The organism is Iodobacter fluviatilis, from assembly GCF_004194535.1.
In the GTDB taxonomy this organism is placed as follows: domain Bacteria; phylum Pseudomonadota; class Gammaproteobacteria; order Burkholderiales; family Chitinibacteraceae; genus Iodobacter; species Iodobacter fluviatilis_A.
Genome location: NZ_CP025781.1, coordinates 471145 through 485986, shown reverse-complemented (window position 1 = coordinate 485986; position 14842 = coordinate 471145). Strand labels below are relative to the sequence as shown.

Below are 14842 nucleotides of genomic sequence, written 5' to 3'. Positions count from 1 at the left end.
GCAGTGAATTGCCATTTTCCGGCCTAGCCCCATTGCTGAGCGAGGAAAAAAACCTCGCACGCTAAGGGTTGGCTACATTTTTGGGGCTGCACGGCTTGCCTTGTTCAGCCCCAAAACTGCAGTCAACGCAGCCGTGAATGAAACATCCACAGACACTAGTGTTTAGCAATTTTCTTTGCCGAGTGATTTTTGCTTCTTCTAACTGAGTGTTTGACTTGTATTGGGGCTGTTATGCTGTTGTACAGTGAATCACCTTCGCAGTTAAAAATTATCTTATTGCTAGGGCAAGATGTAGATAGTGCATCATTGATCCAAGTTATTCATAGTACAGATCTACCATGCGTCATTCAAGAATGCCGTGATTTTCAGCAATTAGATCAGCTTATTAATAATTCACCTGAAGCCTTTGATGCCTTAATTATTGACCTCACAGAAAGCCATCTTAAATATATGCAGCAGCTTGCACATATGATCAATCATTTACCTGTTGTTATATTAGCTCCTACGGGTTGTGAAAATTGGGTAAAGCATGCCGTTCAATTAAAGTGTGAGCATTTTTTAATTAAAGACGCTGCAGATGGTTTTTTATCCTTATTGCCCATGCTATTACTGCATGCAATTAATGATAATAGGGAGCAAATTGCGCGTACTGAAGCTGAGCTGAATATGATGGAGCATCGTTTAAGCTTAAGCCAAATTGTTGAAGGTAGCCCTGTTGCTTCATTTGTGATTGATTGCAATCATATCGTTACCCATTGGAATACAGCCTGTGAGCTTATAACTGGAAAAAAAGCTTTTGAAATGATTGGGACAAAGAGGCAATGGGAGGCCTTTTATCCCGTGGAGCGGCCAGTATTGGCAGATCTAATGTTAGACGATGCTTTAAAGCAGAATGTTGATATTTTATATAAAGGAAAAGTGCAAGTTACTAATAATATTTGTGATGTTTTTGAAGCAGAGGATTTTTTTAGCCAATATGGTGAGCATGGCCGCTGGATATATTTTACCGCCACGCCCATTCGGGATGCCTGCGGTAAAATTGTTGGCGCAATGGAAACCTTGCAAGATGTAAGTTTGCGCCACGAAGTAGAAGAAGCTTTGCAGGCAAGCAAAGCTTTTTTGGCGCAAATTGTAGATGGCAGCTCGGTGGCTACGTTTGTGATTGATAGAAATCATACCGTCACCCATTGGAATCGAGCATGTGAAGCATTAACTGGTTTGGCTGCAAAAGATGTGATTGGAACGCAGCAGCAGTGGCGCGCTTTCTATCCGAGCGAGCGGCCTGTGATGGCTGATTTAATTTTGAATGGGGCGATGGCCGATGATGTTGATCAGTTTTACCACGGAAAATTTCGCTCTTCTCGTTTAATTGATGGCGTATTTGAGGCAGAGGATTTCTTTGCTCATTTTGGTGCCGAAGGTAAATGGGTTTTTTTTACTGCGGCACCTTTAAGAGATTTGGATGGCAAGGTAGTGGGAGCTATTGAAACTTTACAAGATATGAATGAGCGTAGATTAGCCGAAGAGGCTTTAAAAGCGAGCGAGGCACGATATCGAGATTTGAGTATTACGGATGGAATGACGGGATTATTTAATAGCCGGCATTTTTATGAAAGTATTGATAAAGAATTAGAGCGTGCTCGGCGCTATGGTAGATCATTGTCATTGTTGTTAATGGATGTTGATAATTTTAAAAAAGTAAATGATCTATATGGGCACTTAGAGGGTGATAAAGTATTGCAATCATTGGCGCTGGTAATTAGAGACTGCTTACGCGATATGGACAGTGCTTATCGCTATGGTGGTGAGGAGTTTATTGTTATCTTGCCCGAAACACGTAGCGTGGATGCTATTAATGTGGCGGAACGTTTGCGCCAACGGTTTGCCGATCAAATTCAACGGCCCAGTGCCGAATTAGCTATTCATTGCACCATTAGCATTGGCGTGAGCCAATTTGTGGTAGGGGACGACGCTCAAAGCCTTGTTAAGCGTGCCGATGAAGGCACATATCAGGCCAAGCATCAGGGTAAGAACTGTGTGGTATGGGTAGAGCACAAGGGTATTTGATAAAGATGGTCTTGTTATTTAAAATAAGTAAAAAATCTTAGCGTTAGTTGCATAATAACTATTAAACTCTTTGTTCTACTGCATAGGACTAAAGAGAGATTCGATGTTAAAAAAAATCTGCACGCTGATCACCTTTTTTGCCTTGATGGGCATGGCATGGGCCGAATCTGAGGTAGATTTTTTAGAGCCAGAGCAGGCTTTAAAAATGTCCGCTAGCGCCCGTGATGCTCAAACCATTGAAGTGCGTTTTAATATTGCCCAAGGCTATTACCTCTATAAAAATAAGCTTAAGATCAGCGCCGATAATGGGGTAATACTTGGCGAGGCTGATTTCCCTGCGTCTTTGCCGCACGATGACCCTAATTTTGGCAAGGTAGAAACCTACCGCGGTCAGCTTGTCTTGCCTATTGGGGTGCAAAATCCTGCCGCGCAGCAATTTAAATTGACCGTTATTGCACAAGGCTGTGCCGATGCGGGCCTTTGCTACCCACCGATTACTCAAATTGCGCAGGTTAAGCTCTTAGCCGCAGCCAAAAAAATACCGGTGGCAAGTAACGTTAGCCACGTTGCCATCGCGTCTTCTGCTGTAATTGCTTCATCTCCTACTGTCGTGATGGTACCAGTTTTGTTAGCTAGTTCTACGCCTATTGCTGCTTCCCTTACTGTGACGCAGCCCAAGGCTGAAAGCGATAGTGGCAAAATTAATGAATTATTAGGTAGTGGCAATTTATGGCTGATTTTAGCTAGCTTCTTTGGTTTTGGACTCTTGCTGGCTTTTACCCCCTGTGTTTTCCCAATGATGCCCATTTTGTCTGGCATTATTGTTGGTCATGGCGACAAAATTACTAAGCAGCGGGCGTTACTCTTATCTATCACTTATGTGCTGGGCATGGCGGTGAGCTATGCCATTGCTGGGGTGGCGGCAGGTTTATCTGGATCTTTACTGATGGCGGCTTTGCAAAATGTCTGGGTGTTGGGCAGCTTTGCTATGGTGTTTGTCTTACTGGCTTTATCTATGTTTGGTTTTTACGAGTTGCAATTGCCGGCGGCTTTGCAAAGCAAAATATCCGGCAGTGCCAATCAGCAACAAGCAGGGTCGCTCTGGGGCGTGTTGATTATGGGGGCTTTATCTGCTCTGATTGTTGGCCCTTGCGTAGCGGCGCCCTTGGCTGGAGCCTTGCTCTATATTGCTCAAACGCATAATGCCTTGTTGGGTGGGGCCGCTTTGTTTGTGATGGCTATGGGAATGGGTGTGCCACTGATTATGGTGGCCTGCGCTGCATCAGCACTGCCTAAAGCGGGTGCATGGATGGAGAATATCAAAAAGGTATTTGGCGTATTCTTACTGGCGGTGGCGATCTACTTAGTGTCGCCGGTATTACCTGCGCTTTTTGCCATGTTGGCATGGGCGGCTTTACTTATTATTAGCGCGGTGTTTTTACGGGCCATTGATCCATTGCCGGCTGAAAGTAGGGGCTGGCAGCGTTTTTGCAAAGGCTTGGGCGTGATTGCGCTCTTGGCCGGATCGGCTTTATTAATAGGAGCGCTGAGCGGTGGGCGCGATCCGCTGCAGCCATTGCAGGGTGGGGCTGCAATGGTTAAGTCAGCGCATCTTCAGTTCACCAAGGTAGCTACGCTTAGCCAGCTAGAAAGCCAGCTGGCACAAACCAATCAGCCAGTTATGCTGGATTTTTATGCCGACTGGTGTGTTTCTTGCAAAGAAATGGAAAAGCTAACTTTTAGCGATCCTGAAGTAGCAGCCAGAATGGGGCAGATGAAGCTGTTGCAGGTGGATGTCACTGCTAATACAGAAGACGATAAAGCCTTATTAAAGCGTTTTAAACTATTTGGCCCGCCTGGCATTATATTTTTTAGCAAAGAAGGTAAAGAGTTATCTAGCAGTGTTGGCTTTCAATCGGCAGAGCCATTTAAGCAATTATTGGATAAGATACTCGCGCAGTAAATGTGTAGACTTATTCTACTAAAAAGCCCCGCCCTCTCAATGAGTAGGCGGGGCTTTTTAATTTATGGCTTATATTTATTTAATTTATCATAGCTGCATTTTTCTTAGGGCTTATTTATCGTCATCCATGTTTGATTACGTACTTTTACATCACTAAATATGATTTCTTAGTATGGGTGGATAAAAATTAATTTGGAATAAACTTATAAATATTACTTAATAGGTGCTAGCTTTCTTTTAATTATAAATATATTTATTAATTGTTGTATCTTTGCCTATTGATTAATGAATAAATATTTATATATAGATCAGGTACTTAGTCTAATACCTATGTTTTTATATTATCCGTTTGGCATATTTTCTCTTGTTTGTGATACTTTTCGTTATTGATCTATAAATAATATTTTTAATAGCTTGAAGTTATATTTGGCAAGTGGTTTTTGCCTACTCAAGGGGGTGATATGCGTTTCAAACCAAAATTCTTAGCGATGATGATTGCCCAAATAACGGCTTCAGCGCTGAGCTACGCCGAAGAGCCACCAGCCGTCAATAAGGTAGAGCGGGTTGAAGTGGTGGGTTCCAATATCAAACGGATTAACCAGGAAGGCCCTTTTTTGGTTACTGTGTTTAAGCGTGCAGATATTGAAAAAACAGGCGCAACTACGGTAGTAGAGGCCTTGGATCAGTTGATTCCTAAAGCTTCGCTGGAGTTTGCTACTGATGGTGGCCGCTTTGCGCCAGGCTCTAGCACCGTGGGCTTGCGGGGTATGGGTGCCAAAAATACGTTGATTTTATTAAATGGCCGTCGCTTAGCACCCAACGGTTTTGCTGATGTGGATACCAGCCCCGTTAGCTTGAACAATATTCCGCTCTCGGCTATCGAGCAAATCGAAGTGCTTTATGATGGGGCGGCAGCGATTTATGGCTCGGATGCGGTAGCTGGGGTGATTAACTTTAAAACCAAGCGTGATTTTGAAGGGGTGGCACTGACCAGTAAGCTGGGCCAAAACTTTGCAGGTGATGGGCAAAATGTGGTGTTTGGGATTGCTGCAGGGTTTGGTAATTTAAATGAAGACGGGCAAAATTTATTGCTGACGCTGGATGTGTTAAATAAACAGCCTACCAAAGATAGCGAGCACGATGCGACCCGTAGTTTAGATCATCGCAGCCAAGGCGGCGCAGATAATCGATTTACTGGCCTGTATGGTGGCGCTTATAAAATCAAAGGTGGCACGACCACTTTATTACCAGGGTGCGAAGGCCATGGCGAAATTGCTATCGATAAATTTGGCAATCAAAAATGCTTAGCCAATGATAATTTATATCGCACTGCGCATATTCAGCGGATTAGCGCCAATGCACTTTACAGCTATCAATTTAATGATCATTTTTCCCTCTTTGCCGAATTAGGTATTAGCAAAGATAAGCAGGAATTTGAAACCTGGCCTGTGGCTATCCCAACTGCTCAGGCGGTGCTTAAGGAAGGAGACGCAGCCTACCGCGATGTGATCAACGGGGTAAAAACCGATGGCAAAGATGTCACTATATCTCGGCGGATTTATGAGGCTGGTTTGGCGCAAAATGATGTGGATAGCGATTCACTCCGCGCCGTACTGGGGGCTAGGGGCTCGATTTCGGCTTGGGATGTAGAAACGGCACTGACCTATAGCAGTAATAAAAGTAGCCAGTCTAGAGAGCGCGCAGATGCTACAAAAATCAGCAATGCATTAAAAAATGGTGGCTATGATCCTTTTCTGGCATGGAATCCAGAATCGCAGGCTAAAGCGTTGCTAACTCGGCGCAATCATGAAGGCACTGCTTCGCTGCTGATTGCGGATGCCAAGCTCTCACACTCCGCTCTGTTTAGCTTGCCAGCAGGTGATGTGGGTTTTGCCACGGGGATTAACCTATTAAAAGAAAAAGCCGATGAAGATGCCACGGTAGCGAGCAGCCGTTTGGTGAAGTCTATCTATGGCGAGCTGAGTATTCCGCTGCTTAAAAACCTAGAGTTACAAGCCGCATTACGCTACGACCATTACGACGACGTGGGCGGTGCAACTTCACCTAAGTTGGCATTATCTTACCGGCCGTTTGGTACCTTATTACTGCGCGGCTCGGCAACCAGCACTTTTAGAGCGCCAAGTTTGCAGCAATTGAATATGTCCCCAACGCCTAGCTACTATTTTTATAATGATTGGGCTAGATGCCAACCTATGGGCCTAGAGGGTGGCTCATGCTCGGGGCGAGTTGATTTAAACAGCCAGAGTAATCCGCAGTTAAAACCTGAAACATCTAATAACCTGACTTTAGGTTTGGTATTTGAGCCAACTAAAGATGCTTCGGTTAGTGTGGATTGGTATCAAATTAAGCAAAACGATGCCATTGAAAAATTAAGCCCGCAATACGTCATTGATCACGAAGATAGCAACCCAGCCTTGGCTAAATTGATTAAACGCTTCGCATTAGATCCGGATGAAGTAAAGAATTATCCAAGTTTGACTAAAGGCAAAATTGACGTGATTGATTTGCCATTATCCAATATTGGCTAAATTGAAACTTCAGGAATTGATGTGGATTTAAACCTTGGATATAAAACAGATGGCTGGGGTAAATTTACGCTGCGGGATCAGTTTAGCTATTTGCTAAGCTATAAGCGTTCGGATTTGCAAGACACCCCGCCGGTTGATCGCACGGGCGGTTATAATTATCCAGATTGGGAGAACCGCATTACGCTGGCTTATCAATATGCAGAATTTGATGCTACCGTTTCGGCTAAAACCTTTGCTAGGGTAAGGGATGCGGCAGATGATCCTGAAAACAGCAGCAACCCAGATGGCTATTTACCTTCATACACCACCTTTAATTTTGCCTTTGGTTCTAAATTAGATAAAAAGACCTCGTTTGCGATTGGGGTTAATAATATCTTTGATAGAGTGGCTCCTTATTCGGTGGATGGGGGTGGATATAATGGCACCACGTCTGGGCGTTATGGATTTGTGAGTGTTGATTACAAACTCTAAGCGAATAAGAATAATGCACTGATATGGTACTCCTCGACAATAACCAGTTATTGCATGAAGCTAAATCAATGGCGTGCGAAGTATTTTTTGTAGGGGACAGGTTTTTCTGCACACGTTGTGCTAAATCGCATGGTTAAGATAAACCGCCTTTACCCCAACTAGGCGAAGATTTATCTTGTTGCAAAGCTGTATTTGGCTATAGCAACGATTTAACTTAATGCTTGTATCCTTGGCTTAAAAAAATGGCCTTGCATCGTGCAAGGCCATTGGCTGATTGAATTAAATTAAGTGCATCAGGCTTTAGGTTTAAGCAAACCTTGGCAAGTGGCACGTTGTGGATCAGTCGCGGGTAGCTTGCTGCAGATGCCATCTAGCTGAGTCAGCACACGGCTTACTGAGGCTTCGTGCTGCTTGTCTTTATTCCATGCAGAAAGCTTGGTGACGATTTTTTCCAGCGAGCGGCGGCTACGTTCATAAAAAGCATTGGGTGTCACCGCAACTTCTTTCAGAATGCTTTGTGCGGTTTGCTCGATACGCTCATCGCTTTGCGGTGCCAAATCAATCAGTGCGCTGATATAGCTACTCCCCCATTGCACGCGGGTAGCTGGGCCTTCTGATTTTTTATACGCTTCTTCGTACCAGCCTAAGGCTTCATCTTTATTGCCTCGCTTTTTGGCATTCGCCCCCAAGGAGAGCATAAAGTAGTAAGGCGCGTGCGAGCGTTTTAGCTCGGCTTTGAGTAAGGTATCTGATTCATCTAGCAGGCCAGCTTCGCTAAGGGTGTAAGCCGCAGTGCTGATCACCGATTGACGCTCGTAGCCGTTGCTGGTGCTTTTATCGGCATCGCTGACGCGTGAACGTACTTCTTTGAGCAGCGGTTCGGCCAGCTTTACATCTTTAGCCAGATCAAGCTTGGCCAGTGCAACTTGGCTGGTCAGCGCGCTTAAGCGGTCATTCGCAGAGAGGGAAGGGTCTAAAGCTAGTTTTTGCAGTGCGCTGCTCCATGCTGCAGTCAGCTTATTTCTTTCTGCAGAAGTCGCTTTACTCTGCTGGCTGACAATATCGCTGGCGCTATTGACGATCACATCAAAGTTATCGCGGCTAAGCTGCTTATCCGCCAATACTTTATACAGAATTGCCAGCTCTTCAGGCGTGGTGCTGGCTTGCTCATCACCAGCGGCAATAGAAATAGCTTTTAGCTGCAAATGTGTGGCTGCGTAGGTTTCGGTGGCAGGCACGGCTTGGGCCAGCGTTTTAAGTGTGCTGGCTAGTTTGCTTTCCTCGATTAACTGGGCTTGATCAGATTCCCATGAGTAATCTGCAAGTAAACGCCAGTCATCCACGCTAAGCTTGCCACCGGCCAGTGCGCTGCTCAGTGTTTCTTTAACGGGGCGGGCGTTAGAGAGGCCTAGCTCTAGCGTGCTGAGATAGCGCTCCGCATCTACTTCGCCAGGCAAGCGGGTGATTTCTGTGCCGTCTGGTTTAAATAAAATCATGCTGGGATAACCGCGCACCTTAAACTGGCTGGCCAGCTTTTGCGCACTTGGGCTATCGCCATCCACATAGACTGGAATAAATTGTTTGGTGCGATCAATAAAACGCTGTTGATTAAACACGGTGGCTTTAATTTGATTGCATGGCGGGCACCAAGTGGCTCCCCAGTAAAGAAACAGTGGTTTTTTTTCTGCTTTGGCTTTGGCAAAAGCGGCGCTAACATCTCCTTGCTCCCAAGCGATGCCTGCTGGCACGGTGGATGGAGAGGCAAAAGTGTTACCGCTGACAAGGATCAGGGCAAGGGCGTGGGTGAGTTTCACGGTATCCTGTCTTATATTGGTTTGTGTGAGTATATCTTATCTGATATATTTGTTTGGAATAAATGAATCAGGCTAATTTTAACAATTTGTTGTGTTGTGGCGACAGGCTGCTACTCAGCGCGGATGTCTTTTAAGCGCGCCATACGCTTGCCAACCAAGGTTGTTGCTCACGGGGTAAGCCAGCAGGGCGGTAGTAGTGCTCTAGCTCGGTAAAGCCTGCGGCGATTAAATAACTTTGCCATGTTTCTAAGTTGTAATAAGCACCATAGCGCCCTTGATTCCAGCCTTCTTCATTATTGCCGCGTGGATTAGAGCAAAACAGCACGCCGCCGGTTTTGAGCGTGGCGTGCAGCTGGATCAGAATGCGTGGCAGTGCTGCGCTAGGAATATGAAACAGCACGGCATTGGCAAAGATGCCGTCAAAGTGGGCACTGGGTAGATCTAGTGCTAGAAAATCCTGTAGCCATACTTCGCAGCCACTGTCGGCTTTGGCCATCTCAACAAAGCGCGCCGTGCCATCTAGACCAATGGCCCTGTAGCCAAGTGCGCTGAAGCGTTTTAAATCACGCCCCGGGCCGCAGCCAAAATCCAAGATATCAAAAGGCACCGTGCCGCTAATATGGCGCAAAAGTGCGGTGATATTCTGGCTCACATCGTGATCGGCCGTCCCTGTTTTAAACGCCTCGGCGTGGGCTTGGTAGTGGGCCAGTGTTTGTTGGCTAATTAGGGGCTGGGTCATATTGATCTCCGTTGGGAATAACCACAGTTGCCGCATCATGCATAATTCATTACTGTGGCTTGTGTTTATCTAGCTTATTTAGTCAAGTTATTGTAATTAAATGTGCTATTTGTTAGCTTGCTGCCAAGGTGGGGGTGTTGATGGGCACAGCGTGGTGCAGAGACAAGGATAAAACAATGAAAATAATCAGCAGTTTATTAGTGTGTGGCTTCTTTACCAGTAGCGCCTTTGCTGCAGATTACGCTGGCCTTGGCGCAGACAGCATTAGCAAGGAAAGCATAGAGGCGTTTCGCCCCAAGCCGCTAGAGCCTAGTTTATCGCGGCGGATTCAAAGCATGCTGGATATTTCTAGCCCCAGTGCAGGCATGCTTAGCCCCGATGGCGCAAAGCTTTACTTTAGCTGGCGGGTTACGGGTGTAAGCCAAGTGTGGCGTTTGGATGGGCCACAGCGCTTTCCGGTACAGATGACGGGCGGAGAAGATGCCACCCAAATTGCCGGCATCAGCCCCGATGGCCAGACTTTAGTGATTCAGCGTGATCGCAAAGGCGAAGAAAACCCTGGGCTGTATTTGCAGCCAGCGGGCGGCGGGGCGCTCAAAGAAATTCAGCGTATTGCAGGCGTGCAAACCCGCTTTGCTTTTGTTTCTGATGATAATCAATATGTGTATTACAGCGCGAATGATAAGCAAAAAGACAGCTACACCATCTATCGCTACCACATCGCCAGCGCCACCAAACAAGTGGTGTTTGATCAGCCTGGCTTATGGAATATCGCGGATCAGCACCATGGACGGATTTTGCTAGAAAAAACCATTACCAATCTAGCGGCGGAATTTTATGAGCTGGCCGATGGAGAACTCAAGCCCTTGTTTGGTCAGAATGAAAAAGAAGAATATAGCGCCGCCTATGGGCAGGGCCGGATGAGCTGATTGTACAAACATCGAAGTTTGGCAATTTCCGCCGCCTTTACCAATGGAAGGCAGGTCAGTTTAAGCCAGTTTCCCCTGAAATAAACTGGGATGTCAGCAGCTTTGAGCTCGATAAATCACGTCAGCATATTAGCTATAGCGTGAATGAGGCGGGTTATATCCGTAGCTTTGCCTTGGATGCCAGAAGCCTGCAGCCGATAAAACTGCCGCAGTTTAAAGGCAGCGATCATGTGCTGATCAGCGGCCACAGCCCAGATGGCCGCTATAGCCTGATCAGCGTAGAAACCGCCACTTCGCCAAGGCTGAGCTATCGCTATGAATGGAGCACCGGCAAGCTAGTGCAATGGCAGCAGGCCATGAGCCCAGAAGTAAATACGCAGCACTTTGCTAAAGCCAGCTTAGAGAGCTATCCCGCTAGAGATGGCACTACAATCCCGATGTTTGTACGCCGCCCAGCACAATGCGCAACGATGGTTTGCCCCGTGGTCGTGCATTTTCATGGTGGGCCAGAGGGGCAAACCAAGGCAGGTTTCTCTCCGGTGGCGCAGCTGTATGTGGATGCTGGTTTTATCTTTGCCGAGCCCAATGTGCGTGGCTCGGATGGCTATGGCAAAGCTTGGCTTGCGATGGATGACGGCGCTAAGCGCTTGCAAGTGGTTAGCGATATCGAAGACGCTTCGCGCTATATGCGTAGCCAGTGGGCTAAAAATGGCCAAGTGCCTAAGATCGGCATTATTGGCGGCAGCTACGGCGGCTACTCTACGCTGGCAGGGATGACGATGTTTGCGGGCGCTTACGATGCAGGTGTATCTACCGTGGGCATCTCTAATTTTATGAGCTTCTTACAAAACACCGCGCCTTATCGCCGTGCGCTGCGTATTGCAGAATATGGCGATCCGGTGAAAGATCGTGAGGCATTAATCCAGCTTTCGCCGATCAACCACATTGATAAACTGATCGCCCCACTGATGATTATCCAAGGCGTGTCCGACCCGCGTGTGCCGGTTGGCGAAGCGCTAAAAATGTATGAAGCAGCCCAAAAACGCCATGTTCCCGCCGAGCTGATGCTTTTTGCCGACGAAGGCCACGGTGCCGCTAAACGCGAAAATCGCGTGTACTCGATTGGGCATACGATTCGGTTTTTGGAGGCGTATTTGAAGTAGATGAGTTTTTAATTAGGGAAAACGGGCCGATTGGCCCGTTTTTTTATGGATGGAGTGTTTTATTTAAGCAATTAAGGATTAGCAAAGGAGGAGCGGCATAAGTTGCGAATATTTCAAAAATAGCGCTTTCGCAGCTAAAGCCGCTCCTACAAAGTACGCCATGCCTTTACGTTTTGCTTAAGTTGATAGGATTGCTCTGGGAAAATCATTTGTTATTGCATTTTAAAATGCCATATCACTTATATCGAACTACTTAATCCCTTAAGAATAAAAAAATATCCGACAATAAATAACATAATGGCAAAACATTTTTTAAGCACGACGAGGGATAATACATGCGCCGCTTTTGCACCTAATTTTGCGGTAAAAAAACTCATTATGCTAATTACAAAAAAAGCATAAATATGAACAAAGCCAATACTATTGCTAATATTGACCTGTTCTTTGATACCAAAAAGCATAAATCCCAAAGCGCCCGAAATAGCGATGGGTAAACCACATGCGGCGGATGTGCCAACCGCTTTTTGCATGATCACGCCATAAAAATTGAGATAAGGGACGGTTAAGCTTCCTCCTCCAATTCCAAAAATAGCAGAAGCCACACCTATCACCGTACCTGCAAATACTTGCTTAGCCCTTGAGGGCAGTACTTTATTTTGATCGACTATTTTTTTTGCACCGACAAACATATTGCGTGCAACCCAAAGCGCAAAAATACCAATAATCAGTCGCAAGTGTTCGCCAGCAAGTAATCCGGCAATTCCCGCCCCGAAAAAAGATCCTATGATTAAACCGGGTGCCAAATTTTTGAATACTGGCCATATAACGGCACCTTTTTTATGGTGCGCAAGTAATGAACTAATAGAAGTGACTATAATAGTCGCCAACGATGTACCTAAAGCTAAATGCATCACTACTTCAGGGCCATAGCTCATTTTCGTAAAAACTACATACAATATGGGTACGATGATAATTCCACCACCCACACCAAATAATCCAGCTGCAAATCCAGCGATGGCACCTATGGCTAAAAAAATGATTAATTCCACGATATACTTACTTTATTAAGTGCTGCAGGTTAAATATTGTGGGTTTACGCTACTTGCGCCTGACCCACATGATGATAAGCACGATTAAAATAAACCAAGCCTTGCTCATATTCGCTTTGCGAAATAGCGACAATAGGGCAAATAAAAATTGTATGCGTGCCGACTTCTTGAATTTGCTCAATCTGACAATCAAAACTCACCAAAGCATCCACTAAAACAGGTGCGCCCGTTTTTAATTCAGTCCAATTGCCATATTGAAAACGCTCTTCTGAATTGATAGGGGATGAAAATGCGCTGGAAATAGACTGATGATGCACACCTAAAACATTCACAGTTAAAATTTTATTGTCTATAAAATGACTGTGTGATCGAGCGGATTTATTCATGCAGACCAATAATGTTGGCGGTGTATCCGTCACGCTACAAACTGCAGACGCAGTAAATCCATGACGACCAGATAGGCCCGTCGTAGTAACCACATTAACCGCACCCGTTAACAACGACATTGCACTTTTATAGTCTGTTGTTTCAATCATCACATTATTCCTAAATTAAACCGTATTTTTAAACATGAAGATGACATGCTACATGCGTGCACTCAGTACATCATCTATCAGTGTGCAGAGTTGAATGCAGTGTTGAATGGAAAAGGACCCAACGCAGAAACGCAGAGGAAGAAAGAATTAAACTGATTCAATTCATTAGAAATCTTTAGGGATAAATCCGATTTCGCTGTTTTTGTCTGCTTCTCTGCGTTTAAATATTTTTGGGGTGGCCAAGTAGAACTAGGGTCTGTTGACGTTTCATTCACGGCTGCGTTTGGCCCAGTTTTGGGGCTGAACAAGGAGAAAATTGCGACATGGTACGAGTACCATCAGCGATTTTTAACGCCGTGCAGCCCCAAAAATGGGCTAAACCCGAAGGGCTGGGCCGGAAAATGGCCATTCACTGCGTTATGCTCCTTGGAAATAACGCGTTATTGCCTTCGTCGCATGCCTTGTGCCTAGCCATTTTCCGGCTCAGCGCAATTGTGAATGAAACGTCAACAGACCCTAGGCCAATAGTTCTTTGCGAATGATTTGCGCTCCAGCAGTTAATGCATTGAGTTTGCCTCGTGCGACTGCACGCGGCAAAGGTGCCATACCACAATTGGTGCTAGGGTAGAGCTTATCCGCATCGACAAACTGCAGTGCTTTTCGCAGGGTATCTGCGACCTCCTCGGGGTTTCAATGGTATGGTTTGCCACATCAATAGCGCCTACCATCACTTTTTTTCCTCGAATCAGTTCAATCAGATCCATGGGCACCCGCGAGTTTTGACATTCTAGTGAGACAATATCAATATTCGATTTTTGCAATTTGGGGAAAGCGGCTTCATATTGGCGCCACTCTGATCCCAGCGTTTTTTTCCAATCGGTATTGGCTTTAATGCCGTAACCATAGCAAATATGCACGGCGGTTTCACATTGAAGTCCTTCAATGGCTCTTTCTAAGGTAGCCACCCCCCAATCATTCACCTCATCAAAAAAGACATTAAATGCAGGCTCATCAAATTGAATAATATCTACCCCAGCAGCCTCTAATTCACGGGCTTCCTGATTAAGAATTTTAGCGAATTCCCAAGCCAGTTTTTCACGACTTTTATAATGGCGATCATACAAGGTATCGATCATCGTCATCGGGCCGGGCAAAGCCCATTTAATTGGCTGCTTGGTTTGTTGGCGTAGAAACTTGGCATCTTCAACAAAAACAGGTTTTGTCCTAGCAACCTCGCCCACCACCGTGGGTACGCTTGCATCATAGCGATTACGAATTCTGACCGTTTCACGTTTTTCAAAATCAACGCCGCTCAGATGCTCAATAAATGTAGTGACGAAATGTTGGCGCGTTTGCTCTCCATCACTAACAATATGAATCCCTGCGTGTAATTGCTCTTGCAGTGACAAACGTAAAGCATCTAATTTGCCGTCTATTAATTCTTGACCTTGTAATTTCCAGGGAGACCAAATTTTCTCTGGTTCTGCAAGCCAAGTAGGCTTGGGTAAACTGCCCGCAGTTGAAGTTGGCAATAGTATTTTCATAATCAATATCCGCGATGT

11 protein-coding genes are annotated in these 14842 nt (G+C 45.6%); 6 read left to right on the top strand and 5 right to left on the bottom strand.

The window, feature by feature from the left end; translation table 11 throughout:
• Positions 1 to 231: 231 nt before the first annotated feature.
• The 4 genes from C1H71_RS02015 to C1H71_RS02000 all read left to right on the top strand — a co-directional run bounded on the left by C1H71_RS02015 (position 232) and on the right by C1H71_RS02000 (position 7050).
• Positions 232 to 2067 carry a sensor domain-containing diguanylate cyclase gene (locus tag C1H71_RS02015; RefSeq protein ID WP_223145964.1) on the top strand — a complete coding sequence of 612 codons (1836 nt, stop codon included), beginning with the start codon at positions 232 to 234 and terminating at the stop codon, positions 2065 to 2067.
• Between the two features lie 103 nt (positions 2068 to 2170).
• Entirely contained in the window at positions 2171 to 4030 is a 1860-nt protein-coding gene (gene dsbD, locus C1H71_RS02010) for a protein-disulfide reductase DsbD (RefSeq protein WP_130105080.1), read from the top strand.
• Positions 4031 to 4491: 461 nt separating this feature from the next.
• A complete protein-coding gene (locus C1H71_RS02005) occupies positions 4492 to 6579 on the top strand; it encodes a TonB-dependent receptor plug domain-containing protein (RefSeq protein WP_130105079.1) in 2088 nt (695 codons plus the stop codon).
• A gap of 21 nt (positions 6580 to 6600) precedes the next feature.
• Complete coding sequence (locus tag C1H71_RS02000) at positions 6601 to 7050, top strand: TonB-dependent receptor (protein WP_188053523.1); 450 nt, start codon at positions 6601 to 6603, stop codon at positions 7048 to 7050.
• A gap of 293 nt (positions 7051 to 7343) precedes the next feature.
• Here the strand turns inward: C1H71_RS02000 and C1H71_RS01995 are convergent, their stop codons facing one another.
• Positions 7344 to 8864 carry a thioredoxin family protein gene (locus C1H71_RS01995; protein ID WP_188053521.1) on the bottom strand — a complete coding sequence of 507 codons (1521 nt, stop codon included), beginning with the start codon at positions 8862 to 8864 and terminating at the stop codon, positions 7344 to 7346.
• A gap of 130 nt (positions 8865 to 8994) precedes the next feature.
• The gene (locus C1H71_RS01990; protein WP_223145963.1) at positions 8995 to 9603 is read right to left on the bottom strand and encodes a class I SAM-dependent methyltransferase; all 609 of its coding nucleotides are present in this window, start codon (positions 9601 to 9603) and stop codon (positions 8995 to 8997) included.
• A gap of 176 nt (positions 9604 to 9779) precedes the next feature.
• Between C1H71_RS01990 and C1H71_RS20875 the strand changes: the two genes are divergently transcribed.
• Positions 9780 to 10532, top strand: coding sequence for a TolB family protein (locus C1H71_RS20875; protein WP_223145962.1), 753 nt, complete (start codon positions 9780 to 9782; stop codon positions 10530 to 10532).
• 140 nt (positions 10533 to 10672) lie between these two features.
• On the top strand, positions 10673 to 11695 hold the full coding sequence (locus C1H71_RS20870) for an alpha/beta hydrolase family protein (RefSeq protein ID WP_223145961.1): 1023 nt from the start codon (positions 10673 to 10675) through the stop codon (positions 11693 to 11695).
• Between the two features lie 239 nt (positions 11696 to 11934).
• Here C1H71_RS20870 and C1H71_RS01980 read toward each other — a convergent pair whose 3' ends face one another.
• The 3 genes from C1H71_RS01980 to C1H71_RS01970 form a co-directional block, all read right to left on the bottom strand.
• Entirely contained in the window at positions 11935 to 12744 is an 810-nt protein-coding gene (locus C1H71_RS01980) for a sulfite exporter TauE/SafE family protein (protein ID WP_130105076.1), read from the bottom strand.
• A gap of 44 nt (positions 12745 to 12788) precedes the next feature.
• Positions 12789 to 13280: a flavin reductase gene (locus C1H71_RS01975; protein WP_130105075.1), complete on the bottom strand. Its 492-nt coding sequence runs from the start codon at positions 13278 to 13280 to the stop codon at positions 12789 to 12791.
• 557 nt (positions 13281 to 13837) lie between these two features.
• The gene (locus C1H71_RS01970) at positions 13838 to 14824 is read right to left on the bottom strand and encodes a methionine synthase (protein ID WP_223145960.1); all 987 of its coding nucleotides are present in this window, start codon (positions 14822 to 14824) and stop codon (positions 13838 to 13840) included.
• Positions 14825 to 14842 lie beyond the last annotated feature (18 nt).

What these genes read in the sequence shown, in the direction of transcription:
- C1H71_RS02005 (WP_130105079.1), top strand. Translation starts at nt 4,492, where the DNA reads ATGCGTTTCAAACCAAAATTCTTAGCGATGATGATTGCCCAAATAACG.
- C1H71_RS02015 (WP_223145964.1), top strand. Translation starts at nt 232, where the DNA reads ATGCTGTTGTACAGTGAATCACCTTCGCAGTTAAAAATTATCTTATTG.
- C1H71_RS01990 (WP_223145963.1), bottom strand. Translation starts at nt 9,603, where the DNA reads ATGACCCAGCCCCTAATTAGCCAACAAACACTGGCCCACTACCAAGCC.
- C1H71_RS20875 (WP_223145962.1), top strand. Translation starts at nt 9,780, where the DNA reads ATGAAAATAATCAGCAGTTTATTAGTGTGTGGCTTCTTTACCAGTAGC.
- C1H71_RS01975 (WP_130105075.1), bottom strand. Translation starts at nt 13,280, where the DNA reads ATGATTGAAACAACAGACTATAAAAGTGCAATGTCGTTGTTAACGGGT.
- dsbD (WP_130105080.1), top strand. Translation starts at nt 2,171, where the DNA reads ATGTTAAAAAAAATCTGCACGCTGATCACCTTTTTTGCCTTGATGGGC.
- C1H71_RS01970 (WP_223145960.1), bottom strand. Translation starts at nt 14,824, where the DNA reads ATGAAAATACTATTGCCAACTTCAACTGCGGGCAGTTTACCCAAGCCT.